The 23,010-nt window shown below is 60.5% G+C and carries 13 protein-coding genes; 5 read left to right on the forward strand and 8 right to left on the reverse strand.

Translation table 11 applies throughout. The features are described from left to right. Positions 1 to 74: 74 nt before the first annotated feature. A complete protein-coding gene (locus tag VGN12_20440) occupies positions 75 to 467 on the reverse strand; it encodes a response regulator (GenBank protein ID HEY4311828.1) in 393 nt (130 codons plus the stop codon). A gap of 777 nt (positions 468 to 1,244) precedes the next feature. Here VGN12_20440 and VGN12_20445 point away from each other — a divergent pair. The 3 genes from VGN12_20445 to sthA all read left to right on the forward strand — a co-directional run bounded on the left by VGN12_20445 (position 1,245) and on the right by sthA (position 5,939). After that, the gene (locus tag VGN12_20445; GenBank protein HEY4311829.1) at positions 1,245 to 2,786 is read left to right on the forward strand and encodes a hypothetical protein; all 1,542 of its coding nucleotides are present in this window, start codon (positions 1,245 to 1,247) and stop codon (positions 2,784 to 2,786) included. Positions 2,787 to 3,332: 546 nt separating this feature from the next. Further along, a complete protein-coding gene (locus tag VGN12_20450; GenBank protein HEY4311830.1) occupies positions 3,333 to 4,337 on the forward strand; it encodes a hypothetical protein in 1,005 nt (334 codons plus the stop codon). Between the two features lie 201 nt (positions 4,338 to 4,538). Then, positions 4,539 to 5,939 (forward strand): Si-specific NAD(P)(+) transhydrogenase, encoded by a 1,401-nt coding sequence (gene sthA, locus VGN12_20455; protein HEY4311831.1) that lies wholly within the window; start codon positions 4,539 to 4,541, stop codon positions 5,937 to 5,939. Between the two features lie 60 nt (positions 5,940 to 5,999). Here the strand turns inward: sthA and VGN12_20460 are convergent, their stop codons facing one another. After that, complete coding sequence (locus VGN12_20460; protein HEY4311832.1) at positions 6,000 to 7,622, reverse strand: PQQ-binding-like beta-propeller repeat protein; 1,623 nt, start codon at positions 7,620 to 7,622, stop codon at positions 6,000 to 6,002. A gap of 283 nt (positions 7,623 to 7,905) precedes the next feature. Here VGN12_20460 and VGN12_20465 point away from each other — a divergent pair, with 283 nt between their 5' ends. Both VGN12_20465 and VGN12_20470 read left to right on the forward strand, forming a co-directional pair. Continuing rightward, complete coding sequence (locus VGN12_20465; protein ID HEY4311833.1) at positions 7,906 to 8,586, forward strand: DUF1080 domain-containing protein; 681 nt, start codon at positions 7,906 to 7,908, stop codon at positions 8,584 to 8,586. Positions 8,587 to 8,733: 147 nt separating this feature from the next. Further along, positions 8,734 to 9,897 carry a DUF1080 domain-containing protein gene (locus tag VGN12_20470; protein HEY4311834.1) on the forward strand — a complete coding sequence of 388 codons (1,164 nt, stop codon included), beginning with the start codon at positions 8,734 to 8,736 and terminating at the stop codon, positions 9,895 to 9,897. A 28-nt stretch (positions 9,898 to 9,925) separates the two neighbouring features. Here VGN12_20470 and VGN12_20475 read toward each other — a convergent pair whose 3' ends face one another. From VGN12_20475 to VGN12_20500, 6 genes are all read right to left on the reverse strand, one after another. Further along, complete coding sequence (locus tag VGN12_20475) at positions 9,926 to 11,548, reverse strand: acyl-CoA synthetase (protein ID HEY4311835.1); 1,623 nt, start codon at positions 11,546 to 11,548, stop codon at positions 9,926 to 9,928. Positions 11,549 to 11,808: 260 nt separating this feature from the next. Beyond that, entirely contained in the window at positions 11,809 to 12,387 is a 579-nt protein-coding gene (locus VGN12_20480; GenBank protein HEY4311836.1) for an HD domain-containing protein, read from the reverse strand. Positions 12,388 to 12,446: 59 nt separating this feature from the next. Then, the gene (locus VGN12_20485; GenBank protein ID HEY4311837.1) at positions 12,447 to 14,894 is read right to left on the reverse strand and encodes a hypothetical protein; all 2,448 of its coding nucleotides are present in this window, start codon (positions 14,892 to 14,894) and stop codon (positions 12,447 to 12,449) included. 172 nt (positions 14,895 to 15,066) lie between these two features. After that, on the reverse strand, positions 15,067 to 18,459 hold the full coding sequence (locus VGN12_20490) for a hypothetical protein (protein HEY4311838.1): 3,393 nt from the start codon (positions 18,457 to 18,459) through the stop codon (positions 15,067 to 15,069). A gap of 192 nt (positions 18,460 to 18,651) precedes the next feature. Then, the gene (locus VGN12_20495) at positions 18,652 to 21,006 is read right to left on the reverse strand and encodes a tetratricopeptide repeat protein (GenBank protein ID HEY4311839.1); all 2,355 of its coding nucleotides are present in this window, start codon (positions 21,004 to 21,006) and stop codon (positions 18,652 to 18,654) included. A 293-nt stretch (positions 21,007 to 21,299) separates the two neighbouring features. Beyond that, positions 21,300 to 23,009: a molybdopterin-dependent oxidoreductase gene (locus tag VGN12_20500; protein ID HEY4311840.1), complete on the reverse strand. Its 1,710-nt coding sequence runs from the start codon at positions 23,007 to 23,009 to the stop codon at positions 21,300 to 21,302. Position 23,010: the final 1 nt, after the last annotated feature.

A 23,010-nucleotide genomic window follows, 5' to 3' on the forward strand; every position in this document is an offset into this window, starting at 1 on the left:
TGGCAACTTGCGAAAGGCGTGATTGCCGACCGTGCGCACGGTTTTGCGTTGAGCGCACAGGCATCGCGCTGCAGTTACGAGCCAACCGACCCATGAGCCGAATCCAAGCCGGCCCCCGCCTCGCGAACGGCGTCCAGAATCGCGCCGGGCTCGAACGGCTTTTCGACCATGCGAAAGATACGCAGATCCTCGGTCTGGTGCCGCACCATCTGAGGGCCCAATCCGCTCATCACGATCACCCGAATGTCAGGCAATTGGACCCGCAACTCACGGATCAGGTCAGCACCGGTTTGCTTATCTCCCAGCAACCAGTCCACGACCAGAATCTCGGGCTGAAAATCCTGGGCACGTGCTATGGCAGCGGCCGTGGTCGCCACGACGGCCACCTCGTGCCCGGCCTGCGCAAGGAAGAACTCCAAGCTGACGCGATAGCCAAGTTCGTCATCAACGACAAGGACTTTCGCCATGATCAATTGAGACTCTGATCAACCGGCGCTATTTAAAACAGCTAACGCTGTGACAATCACGGCGACCGCCTTTAGTGTCACCACCACCGGCTGACGAGCGATCTTCCTAGGAAAGGCACAATTTCAGGTCGACCGCGATTTAGTTCTTTGAAATGTGAGCGGATTCTACCAAACCGCGATTACCGATTTCAACAGCATTCTTAGAAACTTTTCTACGCTTCGCGCATCGCTAGGGTTTTTAACCCAATCTGCCGCACTCCGTGAACGTCCCCGCGCGGCGACTGTGACAAACTGCCGCGCCGCAGTTTGCGACACCGCGCGAGATCAAAAAACTTGTCTCGCCATTCACGGCCATTCATGCACGCCAACTCGACCCGATTGACTTCAGGTCCAATTACGCCCTTCGCGACGCGACCGAAGGTCGGGAATGGCACTCCCCTTCCCCGTTGGAACGTCATCGCGGCCAGACTTCGAACGGGAATTTCGCTCTACGATGTCGCCGCCTGACTCACCAGGCCCTGCAAAAAGAAACACCTCAGCAATCGTTCGCGAGCGCCGCGCCGACTACCACCGAATGACTAACCCCTCAATTTGATTACGTCATTGGATAGGAGCGTCGCACTGACAGCATTCGTGAACCGCCCGATCGACCTAAACGGCATCCGCGACCGTGCACTGCTTGCACCTCTTGCAAGCGAGCACCCCCAAGCCGGTATAGGCGAATCTTCGCTGTCGCTGATAGACTGAACATGGATAAGGTTCGTGCCGGAGCCCTGCATGTCCCGCATTTCGTCCTGCGCATCATGCCATGGCGATATCCTGATACCCGGCCTTGCACAGCCGCAGGATCAGGTTCGCTGTCCGCTGTGCCATGCGCAATTCCCGGTCCAGGACATTCTTCCGGCCAGTATTGCAGCCCCGCCAGAAGCGATCCTCGTTCCGCGATCATCGGGCAGCATCACGGGCGCTCCCGCGTTTCGTGCTGCCGCGAGCGCCGCTCCCGCGGAACTCGACACTGAATCAATCGACGACATCGCGCCGCGTCCCCCCAAAAGGCAGCCCGGCGTGCTGTCACATCTCATCGGCGTGGTAGGCGGAGGTTTGATCGGCCTGTCGCTGGGTTATATCGGCCTGCTGCGATTTGGTGGACCGCGCTACGACTTTCTCGAAATCGCGAACAAACTCCCCCCCTGGGTAACGGCCCCCATAAACCTCCCCTTCCTGGAGGGCAAAGGGAAAGACGACGACCAGCCCGCAAACGATCGTGGCCTGAAGGCGCTCCTCGACAAGGCCGACGAGCCGCCCCCCGTAGAAATGCCGAACGCTCCGCCAGGACCAGCCGGGGAAAATGTTGCCCCGCCGTTCGATCCAGCCGGAGCGGCACCGCCGTTTGATCCGTCCCGCACTGCACCGTCCCCGTTCGATCCAGGGCGTGCTACGCCTTCATCGGATCCGGGTATTACTGCGCCGCCGATGGCACCCACCGATGCGGCGCCCCCTTTCGCGACTCCTCCGCAGGCAAATCCGGACAGTGATTTTCCGCCCGCGACAGAGCCCTCGCCCACTGCGGCTCAACCGATTCCTCCGACCGAAACGTCGGCTGCATCGCCGACGCCAGAGAATCCGTCTGGCACCCCGCCAGTGCCGCGCAACGGCCCCGCGCACTTCACAGCCTACTCGGCCGAAGATCTCTCGTTGGCCACGGCGGATATGTCCTCGGCCCTGCGATGCTCGGCCTGCGACGGAACCGGCTATATCAAAGCGTCAGCCGCCGCGCGCGATGGCAAGGGAATCAAGGCCGAGCCGATTGCCGATCGCCGCCTGCCATGCACGGTCTGCGCCGGAAAGAGCGTCACCAAGATGACTCCGGAGCTTTACACGCGCCTGTGCCATCTGGCCGAGGTCGTGACATTTGTTTCGCGGGGGGACACCAACAGTTGGACCCAGCGCGAATCCGTGCAGCAACTAATGTCTAATGTGGGTGCTGACCCCAAGTCGGCCGAATCCATCGGCCGCCTGGCCGGCTTTCAACTCGAACCGACGCGACACAACGCTCCGGGCATCGCCCTGGCCGGCACCGTGCAAGAAATGTCGCAGGTTGGCAACCTGTATGCGATGAAGGTGGTGCTCTTCGGCCTGCCGAAAGTGGTGACCGTCGTCAGTTGGCGCCCGGCCCAACCGGCCATCAATGTTCATGATCGTGTGATCATTCTGGGCAGCATCGTCGACAACCCGGCCGAGAATTTGAACGGCTACGACGGCCGACTGGATCAAGTGGTCTGGGGCGGTCTGCCAGCGAAGCTGCCGCCGCAACCGTAGCCGATGGCTTGATCGCGGCAACCGTCTCGTCATGCGACAGTGTCTCGTTTTGACACGTCGTTTTGCGGCACGCCGTCAATCACGTTACTCGCGGTGCGTTCTGCATTTCGATTCACCACGGCGTTCGTAGACTCGCAGCGGACAGACACTTACGTTGGTTCGGTGCCCCATCCCGGGCCGCTGCCAGTCGGTACGACTTCGATTCGGCACGTGGCTTGCGTCTGCACATCTTCGCAGCCGGGCGCAGTCCGGCGCGAAGCTGAACCTTCTGTGAGAAATGTCATGTCCACCGCTTATGTTTTGGCTGGTGTTTTAGCGACTGTCGCACTCTTTTTGATGCTGTAGCGGCCCGGTGCCCGGGCGCCAGGACGTGAGCCTGTTCACGAATATCTCATACCGGGGACTTGGTGAAAGCCAGCTATCCCGAGTTCCCGTTCAGCTCGCTCTCTGCCGATCGCTTATACTGCCGGCAGTTGCTTGCCCGGGGGAAACGATTCCGTTCGGCCGCGGCAACGAAAATTCCGCCGCGAGCGTGCCGAGCAGAATATGTCTCTCGAAAACCGGCCGCCTGACGATGCCGATCCCGGCTATACCGCCATCTCGCGCTATCTGCGCTACACGCTCTCGCTGCCAGAGCGGGCCTTGCGTTCCGGAACGGCTGTTGTAGCTGGCGCCGCGCGCGAAGGGGCGTCGCTGTTGGTGCCGCAAGCGTTTCAGAACTCCAAAAGCTACTCGGTAATGATCCGCCAGATGCTCGACTTCCTGGCCGAGGATGTCGGCGGTACGGTAAAGAAGGGAGAAGCCGATACGAGCGAGGCGCGCGTCGAGAATTTCGTCGCTCGCAAGGCCGTCGGCAATTTTATCGACATGGCCCACCTGGCCACGTTTCACCTTTCCCCGGCGCTGCTGTTGGCCGTGGTCAGTGACGTCGCCTATGGGTCGCAAACCTATCTGGCTGAACTGGCCGACGAGCTGAAGCGCGATGGTGTCATCGACCAGGAGAGTACGATTCATCACGTCGACGACCTGTTGAACGCCGTCGCCAATGCCTCGAAAACAACGGCCGATGCCTTCAATACCCCCCCGTTATCGATCGCAGGCTTACGCGAAACCATCGAGCAAACGCGCGAGGCCCTCAAGTCGATCGATCCCAAGAGCGTCATTCCGCAGGCCGAGATAGCCCGCGTCTGGGACGAAATGCGCGACATCGCGCAGCGCGAGGGTGTCAGCCCGCTGGCCGTTTCCGGGGCGATGACCATGTTCACACTGTCGCGTATGCAGGCCGTGGCGCGTGGCGCCTTGTCCGGAGTGCGCGTCGCCGGCCGACTCTTCGATCGGCACGTGATCGATCATTACGAGTCCGCGATCAACGAAATACGCGAGCGCGGGCTGTATGCCACGGTGCGTGAAACCAGCGGACCGTATGTCGATGCCGTATGGAACAACTTCTCCACCGACAAGGAAACGATCACCGAGGAACTGCTCAGCGGCAAATTGCTGGGGCACGGGTGGACCGCTGTCCGCCGCTGGTTTGGCGGCTCGAACAGCTAAGTCTGCGAGATCCGCGCGTGGGTGCCCCGGTGGGCAAAGACGCCCCTTCCGATTAGAATTACCCCTGCATACCCTCGCCCATAGATGCCCCCAAGGAGGGGACGAATACGCGCCGGACAGGTCATTATTGACCAAGCAAGCGCGAATCACCGGCAACAACGGACTGTTTTCTTCTCCTGCTAACCGCGTGGCGAGATCCTGATGAGCAAACTGCATTTCGACGTCGTGGTAATCGGCAGCGGGCCTGGCGGCGAAGGGGCCGCGATGCAGGCCGTGAAACATGGCAAGCATGTCGCGGTCGTCGAACAATTCAATCGCGTCGGCGGCGGCTGCACCCACTGGGGAACCATCCCCAGTAAGGCGCTTCGCTATGCCATTTTCCAGATGACAGAGGCCAATCGGAATCCGCTCTTTCGCGATTGCGGCGTCTCGTCGTTGCACTTTTCCGTCGCCGAACTGCACCGCTCGGCACGCCGCGTCATCGAGCAACAAGTCGAGATGCGCGCCAGCTTCTACGAGCGCAATCACGTACCCGTTCTTGTCGGGCGTGGCCGCTTTATCGATTCGCACACCGTCGAGGTCTCTGACGGCGCGGGGGGCAAGCAGCGCCTCACGGCCAACGCCTTTGTCATCGCAACCGGCTCGCGCCCTTACCGTCCGTCCGATATCGATTTTGGCAATCCGCGCGTATTCGATAGCGACACGATTCTCGATCTCGACTTCACACCGCAGTCGATGACGATCTACGGCGCCGGCGTTATCGGTTGTGAATACACGTCGATGTTTCGCAACCTGGGCATCAAGATCAATCTGATCAACACGCGCCCCAAGCTGCTGGAGTTTCTCGACGACGAGATCATCGACGCGATGGCTTATCACATGCGCGATCTGGGCGTATTGATTCGCCATGACGAGCATTATGAAAAAGTCGAAACACGCGATGACGGTGTTGTCCTGCACCTGCAAAGCGGTAAGCAGCTAAAAACCGATATCCTGTTGTGGGCCAACGGACGCACGGGCCAGGCGACCGATCTGGGCCTGGAAGATGTCGGCGTGCAGCCCAATCAGCGCGGCCAATTGGAAGTGAACGGCAACTTTCAAACCGCGGTGCCGCATATCTACGCCGTGGGGGACGTCATTGGTTTCCCGTCGCTGGCGAGCGCCGCCTACGTGCAAGGGCGATTCGCCTCGACCCACATCATTACGGGGCGCAGCGAATGCGCTCTGATCCGTGATATTCCGACCGGCATTTACACCAGCCCCGAAATCAGCTCGATCGGTCGTACCGAGCGCGAACTAACCGCCGACAAGGTCCCCTACGAAATCGGCCACTCGCTCTTCAAGCACCTGGCCCGCGCTCAGATCACGGGCCGACAGGTGGGCATGCTGAAGATCCTCTTTCATCGCGAGACGCTGCAGATCCTGGGCGTGCATTGCTTCGGATCGAGCGCGTCCGAAATCATTCACATCGGCCAGGCAATCATGTCGCAGCCAGGCGAGGCGAACTCGCTGTTGTATTTCATCAACACCACGTTCAACTATCCGACCATGGCCGAGGCCTACCGCGTGGCGGCGCTGAACGGATACAACCGGTTGTTCTAGAAATCGCCACTTCACCTACCAAGAGGGTCAAGTGAGGGTAGATTTATGGCGAAGGCCGGTTCATTTCGCCGGCTCGGCCAGCGGCAATTCGTAGCAGGCCATTTCCAGGTGATTGCGCACCAGGGCGCGACCACGCACCAGGACCGGATTGTTCCAGGTTTTACCTTCGAGCGCCTGAATCCGTCCCAGCTCGTGGAACGCCTCGTGCGTGGCTTCGACTAGAGCCAGTTCCCCCTTCTCGCTCAAGACGATCAGTAGGTCGCCGGCCAGCAGCAACTGGCCATGGCCATACTGCGCAGCACGATCTTTCCACAGGCGTTTTCCCGACTGCAGGTCCAGGCAGGAAAGAATCCCCTCGTCCAAACCATACAGATACCCGGCATGCGAAATCGGGTTCGCGTACGAGCATTTCATCAAACGGTTGCGCCAGACTTGCGTGGCTGTCCAATTCCCTTCGGCCCGGCAAAACTCGATCAGCGCACAACCGGCTTGTGATGAAATCACGATGTGCCGATCGTCGAGCACCACCGGCTGCGCGGCATTGATATCAAAGTCGCTAGTCCACGGCACACTCCACAGTTTGTTTCCGTACTCGGCGTCGAAGCCTGCCAATCCCGCCGCGTCGAAAATCACGAGCTGCGGTAATCCGAGCAAGGTCACCAGCATCGGCGATGAATAGCTGCTGCGTGCATCTCCGCCGCGCATCACGACCTTGCCGTCGGCAGTGGCCAGGCCCAGCACCGCGGCGCTCGCTTCGGTTCCCTGCTGAGTTCCGGGGTTCACGATCACCTGTCCGTCGTAGACCAGTGGCGAACCGCTCATGCCCCACTCCAGGTTGCCCGAGCCATTTTCGGAAAGGATGTTGGCCCGCCATTGCAACTTGCCCGTGACGAAGTCAAGCTTCACCAGGTCGCCTGCCGCGCCCAACGAATAGACAAATCCGTCGTGAATGGCGGGGGTCGCGCGAGGCCCATCGCCGCCCATCTTTTCGCTGAACAGCGCAGAATACGCATAAGTCCAACGATGCCGCCCGGTCGCGATGTCGTAGCAAACCACGACTTCGTCGGGCCCACGTTGCTCGAGCGTTACTGCGGAATCGCCGATCACGGCAAACGACGCATAACCGCCGCCGCAGGGATGCCGCCACAGGCAACGCGGTGGCTGGTCTGTCCAATCGCGCGCGAGCGCCGGCCCTACGACGATGCCGTCTGTGTTCGCGCCGCGGTAGGCCGGCGAGTCATCGGCGCTGGCCACGCTCGGTTCGCCAGACTGGTTCCCGGCCACCATGAGCGGCGCCGGCGCCTCACTCGTCAAATACCCTTCGAGTTTGCTCTCGCGCGTTGGCTGCCAACGAAAGTCGAAAGTCGGGTCCATGTCGCCCGAGAATTCCACGTCCCGCACCGAGGCCACGACTCCACTTGCCAACAGCACGAGCAATATGGCCGTGATACCCCGCGTGCGCCGCGAGATGCCTGAAAACCCAAAGAACCAGATCGCGATCACGCCGACAGCCGACAGCGCTGCCAGAACGCCGAACAAGTTGCGCATGCCGCGATCGAATCGCTCGGGGGGCGAGACCCATAAAAACAGCCAGGTAATCACCATCAGCAACAGCGCGACCGTCGGTACGGCACGCCACCTCAAGTGCCAAGGTGAATTGGCCACTGCCATGTTCTCGCTCATCAAAACATTCCCCGAACCCACAGAGCTTTCTCGATAGTAGTGCCGGCTGATCCGCTCCGAAATCATCTTCCATCATTGGCGGGAAGGCTTTCCATCTCGATATCGCATGATACCACAACCAAACACGACGCCCGCGCCGTTCCGCGTTCGCGAAGTGACCAAAAAATCGCCACGCGCTGCCGGTTTCGGGGCCGTGTTTCGTCCGTCCCGACGGCTGGTTACAATTTTTGCAGTCGCGCCCCCTGCAATCACCCTGACTCTCCACGCCCGAGGAGCCATATCGATGCGCATCCGACTCTCGCTTGCCCTGCTATTCGCTTTTCTGGCTTCCCCGGCCGTTCGAGCGGCTGACAATGAATTGACGGCCGAGGAAAAAGCCGCTGGCTGGCAACTCCTTTTCAATGGTCATGACACCACCGGCTGGAAATGCAATAACGACAAGCCGATCGCCACCAAGGTCGAAGATAATTCGCTGTTGCCGCACAAGGCCGGCGGTTACTTGATCATCTACGACAAGCAGTTCGGCGATTTCATCCTCAAGTGCGACGCCAAGATGGGGGACGCCGACTGCAACTCGGGCATCTTCTTCCGCGTCGGCGAGCCGAAGAATCCGGTCTACACCGGTTTCGAAGTGCAGGTCTTCAATAGCAAGAAGACCGGCCTGCACGATTTCGGCGCGATCTATGACCTGGTGCCGCCGACTACGAACAACATCAAGCCCGATGATTGGAACGCCATCGAAATCAAAGCCCTGGGACCGAACATCACGGTCAAGGTCAACGGCGAGGAAGTCTCGAAGATCAACGTCGACGAGTGGCCAGAGAAGGGTAAACGTCCCGACGGCACGAAGCACAAATTCGGGGCCGCCATCAAGGACATGCCGCGCGTCGGCTACCTCGGCTTCCAGGATCACGACCACAAATGCTGGTACAAGAACGTGAAGCTGTTGGAATTGAAGCCGTAGAAAAGCAAACGAGCTAAACCGCGATTAATGCGAATTGCACGAATAGCGGCGCGCCGATTCGTGTTATTCGTGGTCGTCTTCCTCTCGATACGATTCGATATTCATCAGTTCCTACGCCCGAAATTGTTTCCTGCGAGAAATTCCACCATGCGCCGGCTCCTGTTCGTGTTTGCAATCGTCTTCGCTCGCGCGGCGCTAGCGACCGCTGCCACCGACGGATTCGCCATGTCGCTTTTCAACGGCCAGGACCTGTCCGGCTGGCATGTCACGCGCTGCGAAGCCGTGGTTGAAAACGGCGCGCTCGTCTTGCACTCCGGCAACGGCTTTGTGCGCACCGATCATCGCTACCGCGACTTCGTCCTCGAGCTGGATTGGAAGGCCCGCAATACCGACAAATGGGACTCAGGCATTTACATCCGCTCGGAACTGCCGGGCGAGACAGGCCGAGCCTGGCCGACTCGCTACCAGGTCAATCTGGCCACGGGACTGGAGGGAAATATCAAGGACCTGCCCGGCGCCGCGAGCACGGGCCTGGTCAAGCCAGGAGAGTGGAACCATTTCAAGCTGACGGTTGTCGGACGGAACGCGGATTTGGAAATCAACGGCCAACATGCCTGGCATACCGACGCCGTGGCCGCGCCTGACGGCTATATCGGCCTGCAGTCCGAAGTCCCCACGGGCGGACAATTCGAATTCCGCGACATCAAAGTCACCGAGCTAGGCTACAACTCGCTGCTAGATAAAACCAACCTGGCCGGCACGGACGGCCGCGGCTGGGAAGGGGGCAGCGGCGACGCGGCGCAATGCTGGAAACTCGCGGACGGAGTCCTGGAATGCACAGGCCAGCCTGGCCCCTGGCTTCGCAGCCTAAAGCAGTACGGCGATTTCAATCTGCGGCTCGAATACAAGCTGCAGCCGGGCGGAAACTCGGGCGTCTATCTTCGCGTTCCCCACGATGGTGCGCATCGCGAGCATGAACCTGGCGAGACGCACGCGTCCGGCGTCGAGGTGCAACTGCTCGACGACGCGGCCGAGCGCTATGCGACGATCGAGCCTGCGCAATTCGCGGCCAGCATCTACAAGGCAGCCCCCGCCACGAAGCACGTCAGTCGTCCGGCCGGCCAATGGAACACGCTCGAAATCGATTGCCAAGGAAACGCTTATCGCGTCACGCATAACGGCGTAATCGTCGTTGATACCGATGCCGAAAAGACGCCCGAGTTGAAGCGGCGCGAACTGCGCGGCTACCTCGGCCTGCAAGATCACCGCGAGCCGGTCTGGTTCCGCAACATCCGCATCCTGGAACGCTAATTGCTCGTCGCCCTGCGGGCTAGCTCACCTAAAGCGCCGCGGCCCGCTCGCGCAAGGCGTATTTCAGGATCTTACCGGTCGATGTTTTCGGCAGCGGGCCGAACACGACGGTCTTCGGTGCCTTGAAGTGTGCCAGATTCTGTCGGCAAAATTCGATGATCTCGCTCGGTGACGCCGCCGCACCATCGCGAAGCGTCACGAACGCGCATGGCGTCTCGCCCCACGTTTCGTCGGGCCGGGCCACGACTGCAGCTTCTAGTATCGCTGGATGCTGATAAAGCACTCCTTCGACTTCGATGGTCGAAATGTTTTCGCCCCCTGAGATGATGATGTCCTTCGAGCGATCTTTCAGCTCGATGTAGCCGTTCGGATGCATCACGGCCAAGTCGCCCGAGTGAAACCATCCGCCGGCGAAGGCAGCCTGCGTCGAGCGAGGGTTCTTCAAATAACCCTTCATCGTGATATTGCCGCGCATGAACACTTCACCGAGCGTCTGTCCGTCAGCCGGGCAAGGCACAAGTGTTTCAGGATCGGCGACCATCAATCCTTCTAGAACCGGGTAAGGAACACCCTGCCGTGCTTTTAATTTCGCGCGTTCCGCGAGCGGCAGCGCATCCCATTCCTCGTGCCAGGCGCAGGCCACCGCCGGGCCGTACGTCTCGGTCAATCCATAGGCGTGCGTGACGTGGAACCCCTGCCCTTCCATCGCCGCGATCACGGCGGCCGGCGGGGCGCTGCCGGCGGTCATCACCTCGATCGTACGTCCTCCTTGCCGGCGCAAATGGCTGGGAGCGTTGGCTAGCATGTTCAGCACGATCGGCGCACCGCAAAAGTGCGTGACGTCGTATTCCGCGATCGCCGCATAGGCCGCTTCGGCCGTCGTCCTGCGCAGACAGACGTGCGTGCCGGCTACGACACTCAGCGCCCACGTAAAGCACCAACCGTTGCAATGGAACATCGGCAGCGTCCACAGATAGCGCGCATGCGGCGGCATGTTCCAGACGATAGTGTTGCCCAGCGAGTTCAAGTATGCGCCGCGATGGTGAAACACGACCCCCTTGGGATCACCCGTGGTGCCCGAGGTGTAGTTCAGGGCAATAGCCTGCCACTCATCGGCTGGCAGCGCAAAGGGAAACTCGGGATCGCCTGCGGCAATGAATTCTTCGTACTCGATGTTACCCAATCGCTCGCCCGGACCGTCGTATTCGGGATCGTCAATGTCGATCACCAGCGGTCGGACTTTGCACAGCTTCAGCGCCTCGCGAATCGTGGACGAGAATTCGCGGTCTGTGATTACCACCTTTGCTTCGCCGTGGTCGAGAATGAAGGCGATCGCCGCGGCATCCAGACGAATGTTCAAGGCATTGATCACAGCGCCCGCCAGCGGCACACCGTAATGGGCCTCGAGCATGGCCGGCACATTCGGCGCCATGACCGCGACCGTATCGCCCAAACCCACGCCATGATTCGCAAGCGCCGCTGCCAACCGCCGGCAACGGGCGTAGAACTCGGCATAAGTGGCACGGCGCTCGCCGTGGATCCATGCTGTTTGATCCGAGTAGACAAGCGCCGCCCGGGCCAGGAACGTTAGTGGCGATAGGGCCATGTAATTGGCCGGCACACGTTCCAAGCCCGCTTCATACTTGTTCATGCTAGGGCTGCTGCCAAAAGATTCCGAAACCAAATTCCAGTTGCCAGACACGTGAATCTATCCGTCGACGACGCATCAGTCGACACATGACATGCTGCCGGCTGCAGAACTGCAAAGTCTGCGGCTGGGGTCTTCGATCCCGCAGCATCCCTGTTGGGTCCCGGCCTCGAAGAGGCCAGGCACAGAAGGTGGAGCGCAGACTCTGAACTTTGCGCTCTCCTGATGCTGCTGGCCAGGTGAAATCTTCGATCCCGCGGCCTTCAACCGGCTTGCGCCGCCAACTGCTCCATCGTCGCGACCGTGCGCAGCAATTCCTCGACCAGACCACGCGGCAGGTTCGTAGTCTTGAAGAAATCCGCCAGCGTTCGGTAGTACCACAGCGAGCCATCCCGACCGCCGCGGAACTTTTCCCACGTCACAACACCGCGCTCGCGCAGGTCAGCAACGATCGTGCGCGTGTTGTAAAGCTTGTCGCAGCACGAAACGAGCAGCGCCCCCGGGGACGAATGCGGCAAATGTGCGATATACGCTTCCTTGCGTGCTTGCCAGGGGGGCTTGGGCGTCGCGCTGGTATCGGTGCAGTCTTTCACCATTTCGGCCACGGCCGTGCCAAAGCGGACGCGAATGTCGGCTAGTCGCGGCTCGCCGCCGGCGTCTTCGACCGCATCGTGCAGCAGCGCCGCGATCGCCTCGTCCTCGTTGGCACCGAACTCCAGCGCCAACGACGCCACGCCCAACAGGTGCGAGATAAAGGGAACTTCCGAAGCCTTTCGCGTCTGCCCAGCATGGATCGTCGTCGCGTATACCAACGCTTGCTCGAAACGGGGCGAAAGCATCATGGCAGATAATCCCTGCAAAACTATCAAACAATTACTGCCCGTTGCCCTCTGCCCGCCGCCTACTTTTTGATCAGCCAAGCCTCGGACACCTGGCAGCCGCGGCCATTGTCGCCGCGTCCCGGTTCACGGTTCCAGCGCAATAGCAGCTCGCCCGATTGTGTCGCTTCGGCCGGGATATCGAATTCGATGGGCACGATCGGGCTAGGCTTCGCGATGTAGGGATGAATCTCGATGCCATCGTTGGCCCGCAGGCGAATCTTTTTCTCCAGCCCGTCACCGGCATACACGACACGAATCTTATATTGCGCCGTCGGGTCGAGCTCCGTGTAGCGCATCAACAGTGGCTGATCGAGCAGCGATTCGGCATGGTCCAGCCAACTGGTGCGCCACGGCCCGGTAATATTCGCGTTGGCCCCGTTTACCGTTTCTGGTCCTCCGTGACCGTTGCGGGCCGAGCGGAGCGAAGCCGGGTCCTGGTCGAACGGCTTGCCCAAAACCAGGTGCGGCTGCCGGGCCGTATTGCCCAGATCGTCGTAAAAACCGCCCGGCCCAGGATTGGTCCATTCGACAATTTCGCGCAGGGCCGCGAGTCGTGCCGCGTCGTCCGAACTCTTGCGGATCGTGACGAACCGGCGCTTCAGCCACGCGCGATTGTTGAGTGGATAATCGATCGTGTCGAGCGAGGCTCCGCGATCGACCGCGATTGCCTTGTACAGGTTGACGCTTTGCTGCATCCGGATGCTCTTAAAGAGATCCGCGGCCAGATCAACAACCCGCTGCCGCAGATCAACCGACACCAACGGAGCCACGGCGGCATCGAGGATCGCTTCGGCCTCTTTCATCGCCTGCTCGGTCTCACCCTCCTTCGCAACTCGCAATCGATCCATCGCGCGGTCTTCGGCCGTCGTTTCCGCGATCTGGCGGTTGCGCAGATACGCGTCGTAATAAGCACGGTACAGCGCCTGCTGAAATCGCCAATTGCCCAACTCAGAGGGAGTCGCCTTGCGCTCCATCGCCCGGAATTGCGCCAGCGTCGTGTCAACGCCCTTGTTCGTCGCCAAAGGCCCGCGCCAATTTCGCTCGAGCGCCACTAGCCCTTGAGCAAAATCGTCTCGATACTCATCGCCAATAAAGTAGCCGGCGTAATCGCGCAGAATATCGATCACGTCGGCCTGCGGATCCCAGCCTAACCCGCTCCAGATGAACTTATTAACGTCGTCGTTGCATCCCTCGGAGTACGTGAGAAAACCGATCGTGTATGGCTGCAGCAGCCGAAAAACCGCCGCCTCATCGCGCGGGCGAGGATTGATGCACTCGCGCGCCTCGGTAAAGGCAAAGGCCGAATCCCAATTCGGCACCGGGTACTGGCACTGTCGGCTGTGGGTGATGTCGGGGTAGTGGCGGATCGGGTAACGCTCGGGCACCACTTCACGCAGCTTCGGCAAGCTGACGCGCACTTGTGGGCCAAAGACCACACCGGCCAGCCAGTCGGGATTCTCGTCACGCAGTATTTGAATGAACTCGTCGAACCACACATCGTTGAAGCTCTGTGGCGAAACCCACATCTGGGCTTTCGGGTGCGTGCGGTGCAAAACCTCGGCTTGCTTCGCGAGAAGCGCCATCAGGTATTTGGGCTGTGTATGCCCCGGATCACCGCCAGGCACGAAGACCGCGTCGATGCGCGGCAAATGCTCAAAGACGTTCGCCCACTCTTTCAGCGAATGCTCGACTGTACTTGGATCGTTGTAATTCCGATCCATGGCCGGAAACCAGATCCACACGTCCAACCCATATTCGTCCGCGATTCGCGACATGCCGGTCATCATTTCCAACGGCGGCAAGGGGAAATGCGGGCTGTCGGCGGCATCATCGGTGCGCGGCGGTACGAGCTCGATGGCGTTGCTGCCGAACACGGCCAGATCTCGATAATACTGCTCCCATTGCTTGAGGTCCCAGGCGTCGTAACTGTTCGTCTTCGGACGATAGCCCAACTGATGCCCGCGCAGCGGATACACAGGCGCCGTGGCGACGCCAAAATCGGCGTCCAGTGTCAACTTGCCCGTGGACATGTGGAGCGCCCGCAGCAGGTACCCGATACCAAACAGCACGCCGCGCTCGTCATTGCCGAGAATGACAACCGCGGCACCGCGGTCATCCTGCTTGACACGAATCCGGTAGCCTTCCTTCCCTCCCACGGCATCGGGATCATTGGCCAGACCGCTGGCGAAGCGCCCGCCGATAGCCGGCAGTGCCGATTCTTGACCAACGACAATGGCGGGCCCGACGCCTTGCGGCCAATCCTTGCCGGTCGGAATGTGTACGCCGGTACGCTTGGCAACCTCGTCGACCAACATCGCCACGGCCTTATGCTCGCGCGCCGTCGCCGTCGGCGCGACGACAACTACGGCCTTCGCCAGATCAATGGTCTTCGATTGTGCCACATTCGGAGAAACACAAAACAGCGACAACAAGGCCGGCAGTGCGAGGAAGAATCGAGTCGAATGCATCAAGGAAGTTCCATCAAGGCGGGGGAAGATTCGCGAGCAACCATCGTCAAGAACACGACGCTGCTTCACAGGTTTGGGCGGCTGGCTAACTAATGACCCAGAATACGCAGGCGGAACGTCATCCGCCAGTCCCGCCGGTCGTACCTGAATCACGGCTTGACCGCCCGGCGTTTCACGTCGCGTTTCGTGTCGGCAGCAACGAAACGCCGTTAATGGCATGCTCCGTGGTGCCCACGTGCGATTGATCGTGATCCCACACAGTCACCCAGCGTTGCCACGAGATCGCGGCCCGGGCGAATACCAGACGCTCGGGACGATTCAGCGGCACGGCGGGCAACATCGCCGGTAGATGACCGCGAGGCGCGGGCGGCCAATCGCGCAAAGGGACGAGCGTCGCGTCGGCGGAAGAGCGATCCGGCCAGACCATCAAGCCGGCATCATCGATCGCATACGAGACATCGTGCGCCGCGAGCTGCGTTTCGAGCTGATCGAGCACCAGGTCCGCGCCGGCCTCCTTGTAAAAACCTGCCAGCGCATTATCGAGCGTATTACGTTGCGTATCGCGCAACATATCGAGCCAGCCACGCTGATAGATTCCTGCCACGAGCCAACCATGGCGCTCTTCGAACTCGAGCCACAAGCTGTCGTCGGCCACGTCGGGGCAAACCAGCTCGAACAACACCCGGTTCGTGGCCAGCCCAATTCTCCCCGCTTCGATCGGCAACCCGCACCAGCCATGACTGTGTCTCAAGATCAACAGCAAATCGCGATCGACGAATCGCCGCAGATCTTCCTCGGCGTGATGCAATCCGGCCAAGTGCTTGCTGGCGACCTTCCACTTTCCGGACCAATAAGCCTTGCGATTCGCGCGACGCAGCTTGGCGAACAATTTCGGCAGCGTCCCCGAGCGAAAACCCACGCGCATGAACTGCACCATCGCCTCACCGTGGTGGCCGATCGCGATCGGTCCCAGATTCTTCGGACGATTGGCCGCGTAGAGACGCCAGTTCTCCTTCAGCTCCCACACCAAGAAGCCGAACACACCGGGAAGCAACAACACCACGGTCGGTGCGATCGTGGCGGCCCACACGCTTCCGAGCGGACCGCGCAGAAAGTGATCAAACGGCACCGTCAGCGGCAACAGAATCTTGTGCGACACGGTCACAACCGGAAAGTGCTTGATCGGATTGATCTGCGGCTCGATCAGCAGCGTTACAGCGAAGCGGATGAAATAGTTGACGAAGAACCACAGCACTCCCAGCACGGCCTTTACGGCCACGGCCGTCGGCCGCTCCCCCGTGCGAAAGCGCAGCCACTCGTCCACCGTGTACAGCATCCGCTCGATGTTCTCGAGCAGCCGGCTGAAGACGTCCATGATGAACCGCAACAGCGCGGCCAGCACCCGGATCCGGAAGCGATGCCACGCCTGGGCCAGCCAATCGGAGATCAGCTCGTCGACGTCCCGGCCGATGCGCGAGTTCAGCACCAGGTTCGCAATCAGAAAGATCGTCAGACCGCGCCACGCAGTGATCGTGACGCCGAATCCATAGGACATCAGCGGCGCCACGACAGCAGTAACCAACAGCGGCTTGAACAGCCCTCGCTGCAGCAAACGAAAATAAACGCTATGCACAATCGATTGCACGACCGGCAATTCCAGCAGCTGCTTCGGCAGATCGATGAACAACGACCGCGCTGCCCGACCAGCCAGCCAAACCACGTCCAGGCAGATCATCCGAAAGCGATGAACGTGCAACAGGCCTAGCAGGAAGAACCCCATGTAGGCCAACGCCACCAAGCCGAACGGGTCGAAGACCGATTGCTCGGAATGCGGGGCGATGATGTGCTGCACCCCCTTCTGAATCAAGAACGCCCCGCCGAACGGCAGCACCACGTATTGCGTTAGAAATCGCCCCAACGGCGTGCCGAATGCCAGCGAGCTAAGCCGCTGCGGCAGCGTGAGGTAGATCTCGCCGCGGTGGTAGACGCCGTCCATGTTCTCGGCCAACTGCCAATTCGTCTGCAGCAGTTGATCCCCCAATATCAGTTGCCGCAGGCTCGCCACGTCGGGCATCTTCAAGTTGTTTCGCGATAGCCCGTCGCGCAGGTCTCCCATCGTCAGAAAGCCGCGCTCGACGATCCGATCCAGGAGCTCCTCGATCAGCTTCTCGCGCGCCACTCCCTCGGGCAGGTTTTGCGAACGCAACGGGACGCGATCGAGCGCCGCGGCGATCGTCGGTCGGAACCGGCTGCGTAGATTCTCCTCGGCGCGCTCCACCGCCACTTGCAGCAGCACGCCCATCCGCGCACGCACCCGTTCCGAAACGCGAATGGCGGCCAATCGCCGGACGGCGCTGCGCAGATGCTTCGAAAACAGCACATTGCGCTGCCCAGGCAACAGTCGTTTGATCGGCGCGCGAAATCCGGATCGAATCCAGCGCGGCAAGTCAAAGGTATAGACACCCCGTTCGTGATCGACGCACACCTTTTGCAGGTCATAGAGCAGCCGAGCTTCGGACGTCCAAAAGCCCCGCGCCGCCTGCGTCGTCAACAGGGCCAGCATGCGCGCCCAATCCTCGCGCTCATCATCGTCGAAGCCGAGCGCCGCTTGCAGCCGCTCGGCCAGGCGATCCATATCGGCGCGCGCTTCGGAGCGTGCCAACCGACTCTGTTCGGCATTGCCGCGGGTCGCGGCCGCCACGCGCAAGATCGCCGCGCGGACCAGGTTTCCGCGCACGCTCGACCGCGCCGCCTTGTCCAGCAATCGGCGCATGGCGCGAATCGAGGGCAAGCCGTACATCGGCGGTTGCGGCTCGGGAATCTGATGTGCCAGTTCCTCGGCCGCGGTATCGCGCCGCGCCGGCAGCTCTGGCGCGCCGGGCGGTCGCGTCGCCTGAAACAGGGCCGCGGCGTCCAGGTCTTCGGCCAGCAGCTTGTCGATCCGTGCGAAGTCGTCGATTGCAGGAAAATACGAATGCAAGAATGCGTCAGCGAAAAACCGTAGCTCCAGGAATAACGCGGCAAACTCGATGTAAATCGAGAGATCGGTCGCTGGCGGAATCAGAAAATCTTCCTGTTTCAGCACCGCGCGAATCTCGGCGAATTCACTCGTGCCGATCTGCGCGATTCTTTTCTGAACCTCGGCCGGACTCAGATGCCCTACCGCGACCTGCTGATCGAGCGCCTGATGCACTCGGGCGTGAAACAACAATCGCCAGCAACTCGTCAGGTTGTCGGCCGCCGTGTTCACGACCAATCTTTCGGCCGTTGGCCGTGATAAGAGGATTACCGTCTCCGGCAACTCGTCCCCCGATGCCAGGTCCAGTTCGTCGGGATCGACAAGCTCGAGCAGCTCGCCACGTGGCAGCACATAGCTTTTTCGATGCGGTACGTGCAGGCCGAAGCCAGGAAGCCGGGCATTCTGCTTGATCACCCGGCGCAAGATGCGCGGCGCCACGAGCAGGGCCGCCGGATCAGCTGCGCGCACGGCGCGTTCCAACTCGCGCAGACCGATCCGCGAGGGAACTGCATCGGAAACTGTCGCCCGGCTGACTTGAACCATCATGGAAATGTACGCCGCGGACCAGGGCGCCATCGGCCCTCGCGACTACCATTTTTTACGGCTGAAACGGTCGCTCGGGCGTGTGTACCAGCGGCAGAATGCCACCAGGCAGCGGCTGCCCTTAGTATCGCCGATGGGAGGGATTCCGGGCAAGACGGGTCGAGCGGGGCGCTCGTCGAGTCCCGCGCGGACAATTCATTTGCCGGGAACAGGTGCTGGGGCACCGCCAATCTGTCCCAACAATTCGCGAATCTGTCTGTTCTCCGGTTGCAGACGATTTGCCTCGGCCAGATGTTTAGCAGCCGCCGCGATGTCCCCCAGCTTCAACTCGGCCTTTGCCAGGTTCATAAGAGCATCGACGTACGTCGGACGCAGCCGTACCGCCGCGGAATACTCGGCCACCGCCCCCTGCGAATTACCCTGCTGGAACAGCAGGTTCCCCAAATCGAAATGTCCTTCGGCATGCTGCGGATCCAATTGCAGCACAATCCGCAGTTGGTCGACGGCGGCAGCCGGCTGACCAATTTGCGCAAGCGCCGTAGCCATTCCGTAATGAGCGTTCACACTATCCGGCTGCTGCCGCAGCGCCTCTTCGAGGCATACGAGCGCCTGGTCATTCTGATGCAGGTTCAACAACACGATGCCCAGGTTTACAAGCGCCGCCACATGGTTCGGACGCAATTTCACCACCGTGTTAAAATGTTGCGCAGCTCCGGCCAGGTCACCGCGGCGCACCAAAGCACTGGCAAGCAGAAAATGCCCGTCCGCGTTCCCGCCATCGACTCGCAGGGCCTGCTGCAATTGTTCAATCGCGTCGTCCAGTCTCCCGTCAGCTAGCCGAAGCCGCGCCAGGTCATAACGGGGCTGTGCCAGGTCGGGATCGCTATCGACGGAACGCTGGAAGTAATCCGTTGCCTGATCGTTTTTCCCTTGTCGTTCCAGGCACACTCCCGTGCCATAGAGTGCTCGCGCATTGGCCGGCGATAATTCCAAGACCTGCTGGAAATGTTTAGCGGCCCCCTCCACATCGTCATGAGTGAGCAGCGTGTAGGCCATGTTGCTGTGAGCCGTGAGATACTTGGGGTTGAGTCGAAGGCATTCCTCAATATGCTCCACTGCCTCTTCCAGTTGTCCCGGTTTAAAACCGTCGCGATCACCGGCGCGCAACAGCACCATACCGAGATTGTTTTGCGCGGCCGCCTCGTTCGGCCCCAATCTCACTCCCTCACGTGCCAGCGGCAGCGCTTCTTCAGTACGCCCTTGATCGGCAAGAAACAGTGCCAGGTTTGCCAGCGACACCACGGACTCGGGATTCTTCGCCAGCGTATCGCGATAAAGCGACTCGGGATCATGAAAAATCATCACCCGACGAACCGTGGATACGGCCAACAACACGAGCACTGCGCCGGCGATGCAACGCGCAAGCCCCTGTGAATCGTCCGCGATTTGCCGCATTCCCCAGGCCGCCCCCGCCGCCACGAGCGCGATCAACGCAATGCTCGCGTGATATTGGAAATGGTCGGCCACGAACGAGAAACGAAACGGATAGACGTTGAAGAAGCCGAGTACCGGCACCAACACTCCGCCGAATATCAGCACGGCAGCCAGCGGCCCACGGCCAACTCTCTTGCGCGCCATCCACAGGCCTATAACCAGGGCGAAAGCCGTGAGCGGAAACAGATATTGCCACACAGCATGATCATCAATCGTCCAGCGAGGATAGAAGAACATCAACGGCTTGGGCCAAAACAGCTTCGCCGCATAAAACCATGCCACCCGCCCCGCGATGAGGACGCGATCGGCCGGCGAGAAATCCCATTCGGCCCCCGCCGCACCGACGTCGTATTTTTCCAGCCATGCCGTATAGAGTCCCGCGGCGGCCCCAATGACGAAAAATGGCGCCAGCGGCAGCACGTCGCGCAGTCCGATTCGCCCGCGCTTCCACCAATAAATCACCAGCAGCACAGCCGGCACCGATGCCACGATTGTCTTACTGAGTAACGCTGCCACGAAGCAGAGCAACGCCGCTGCGTACCATAGCAAGCGTCCCGATCGCGGAAGGGTCCCACTCTCGGCACTCACTCTCTCAGCAATGTCTTCGTCCGCCGGCGAATATCGCAAATAGCACAACAGCGCAGCCAGCGCCAGCGGCAGGCTTAACACGTTCTTGCGCTCGGTGATCCACGCCACCGATTCCACATGCACCGGATGAACGGCAAATAGCGCCGCGCCCAGCCACGCACCCGGCACGCGCAACCGCACGAGCAGCCGCCACAACAAAAGAACGCTCGAAGCGTGCAGCAACACGTTAACGACGTGATAGCCGGCCGGCTTCAGCCCCCACAGATGATATTCAATCCAGAACGTCGAATGAACCAGCGGGTAGTACTGCGGCAGAGTGAACGGGACGAACCAGATTCGCCACAGGCCATTTAGCGAATGGAGCGCGGTATTCTGCGTCACATACGCATCGTCGTCCCAAATAAAGGTGTCACGGACGACCGGGGCATAACTGACCAGCACTAGCACCAACAGCGCGCCACCAGCCAACAGTGAACGCCGATCAAACCGAAACCGCGAGCTTCCCGGCGCTCGTGAGGTAGCAGTTCCGCTGGCGCGTGGCCGAACCGACGTGCGAGGATCGCCTTGTTCGTCGGGCTTTGGCATCGGCCGGCTGTGGATGATTCGCTGAAGGAGATTCAAACGGTGACGGCGCAGACGACCGACGGGACGCCGGCAAAGCCCACGGCAGTTTTTAACTGCCAGTGCATCATCATAATCCCAAAGCCGTTCGATTAGCAGCGGGCTCCGAGTTCTCTCACCACCCGAACAGCGCAGCCCACTCAGATATTCGCCACCACCGGATAATACTCGTCATCCTCGTTTTTGCCGCCATACCCGCGACCGACCTCTTGGGGCGAGGCGACGAACTCGATCGCGTGGATCCATTTCACCATCTTGTAGCCGAGTTGGTTCTCGACGCGCAATCGCAACGGGGCGCCGTGCTGATCCGGCAGCGGCTGGTAGTTCATCTCATACGCCAGCAGTGTCTCGGGGTGCAACGCATTTTGCATCGTCAACGTGTCGTAATAGGCACCTCCGTAATGCCCTTCCCCGAAGGAACGAAATACGACGGTGCCTGCCTCGGGCGAGGGACGCACCAGCTCGACCAGCCGCGCCATCGGCAGACCGGCCCACTGCGCGACCCCGGACCACCCCTGAATGCAATGATGCAGCGTGATCTGCTCTTGCTTCCCCAGTTCTTCCAGGTCCGCAATCGTCAAATCCATGGGGTTTTCCACCATACCGGATATCGACAGCGTGTAGCCTTCGCGTCGTCCTTCGCCCAGCGATAGCCACTCTTGGCTATTGGGCAGTTTTCCGTTGGGCCAGAAGTATGGCGAGATATCGGCGCGCGTGTAACGCGACCGGCTCTTCCAGCGATTGACCAATAGCTTCTGAAATGGCCCCAGGACGCGGCGAAAGGTCATCTGCAAGATTCGCGGCCGATGCCACGACACCCAGTGCGCCACAAAACAGGCCATCACGATTCCTGCCAGTCCCACCAAGCCCCAGATCAGGCCGGTGGCTTGCGTGTCGTCGGTTCCCGTGACGATATGGTTCATGTTCTGCCGCAAGCCGGTGATGACAACCATCGCTACGTGCGGCACGAGAAACGCAGCGTATCCGCACAGTGCCAGAAAATGCAGCGAACGCGCCTTTTGACGGCCACCGAACAGTCGCGGATACCACAAGAATCGATTGTCGATTGCTGGCGACATCGCCAAGCCGGTCAACAGTGTCAGTGGTGCAATGCAAAACACGACGCCGGCGTACGCCAGCTGCTGCAGCGGATTGTAGTGATAGAAGCCGTCCGGCTCGACCGGCAAGTGAAACGTGGCGTAATGAACCATCACATGCCAGGCATCGGCGAAGATGGTCAAATCGGTCGGCAACAACCGGCGCCATTGACCGGTGCCGAACAGCAGCGCCACGAAGATCAGACCGTTAACCAGCCAAAACGCAGCGCCCAGAAAATGCCAGTATCGCGCAATGCCGATCGTGTGTCGGTATCCTGGCAGACCAATCCACGGCGACAGGTAACGGCTGTCATCCTTCGCGGTCCAAACCCGATCGCGCGGCACCTCGAGCGGCGTCACACGCAGCCAATCCGAACCGGGCGTGCTATGGTCATTCCAGTACAGGCGTGGATGATCGTGCAAAATCGAAAGCCCACTGCGCACCAGTAGCACCATCAAGAACAGATTGATGAAGTGCGCGGCCCGCAGCCACAGCGGAAAGCCGTGCGGTTCTCCCGCGTACGCAACGACGCGCGGGCTGGGCACGACGGGCAATCCGAAAATCAGATAGTATCCCCAGGCCGCGATCACCGGACCGATTGCCAAGGCAATCAGAGCGATCAAATAGGGTCGGCGTACGCTGATCCAGGGGCGCCGATCCTGCGGATAGACCAGATGATTTTGCAGCGGATTCGTCGCCATCTCGGCTGTCGCGAATCCTTCGCCCGTGTGATACGGCAATGTTCCGCTCATA

Source organism: Pirellulales bacterium, from assembly GCA_036499395.1.
GTDB lineage: Bacteria > Planctomycetota > Planctomycetia > Pirellulales > JACPPG01 > JACPPG01.

Bases quoted from the DNA above. Each gene is read 5' to 3' on its own strand.
- VGN12_20440 (HEY4311828.1), bottom strand. From the start codon at position 467: ATGGCGAAAGTCCTTGTCGTTGATGACGAACTTGGCTATCGCGTCAGC.
- VGN12_20445 (HEY4311829.1), top strand. From the start codon at position 1,245: ATGTCCCGCATTTCGTCCTGCGCATCATGCCATGGCGATATCCTGATA.
- VGN12_20450 (HEY4311830.1), top strand. From the start codon at position 3,333: ATGTCTCTCGAAAACCGGCCGCCTGACGATGCCGATCCCGGCTATACC.
- sthA (HEY4311831.1), top strand. From the start codon at position 4,539: ATGAGCAAACTGCATTTCGACGTCGTGGTAATCGGCAGCGGGCCTGGC.
- VGN12_20460 (HEY4311832.1), bottom strand. From the start codon at position 7,622: ATGAGCGAGAACATGGCAGTGGCCAATTCACCTTGGCACTTGAGGTGG.
- VGN12_20465 (HEY4311833.1), top strand. From the start codon at position 7,906: ATGCGCATCCGACTCTCGCTTGCCCTGCTATTCGCTTTTCTGGCTTCC.
- VGN12_20470 (HEY4311834.1), top strand. From the start codon at position 8,734: ATGCGCCGGCTCCTGTTCGTGTTTGCAATCGTCTTCGCTCGCGCGGCG.
- VGN12_20475 (HEY4311835.1), bottom strand. From the start codon at position 11,548: ATGAACAAGTATGAAGCGGGCTTGGAACGTGTGCCGGCCAATTACATG.
- VGN12_20480 (HEY4311836.1), bottom strand. From the start codon at position 12,387: ATGATGCTTTCGCCCCGTTTCGAGCAAGCGTTGGTATACGCGACGACG.
- VGN12_20485 (HEY4311837.1), bottom strand. From the start codon at position 14,894: ATGCATTCGACTCGATTCTTCCTCGCACTGCCGGCCTTGTTGTCGCTG.
- VGN12_20490 (HEY4311838.1), bottom strand. From the start codon at position 18,459: ATGATGGTTCAAGTCAGCCGGGCGACAGTTTCCGATGCAGTTCCCTCG.
- VGN12_20500 (HEY4311840.1), bottom strand. From the start codon at position 23,009: ATGAGCGGAACATTGCCGTATCACACGGGCGAAGGATTCGCGACAGCC.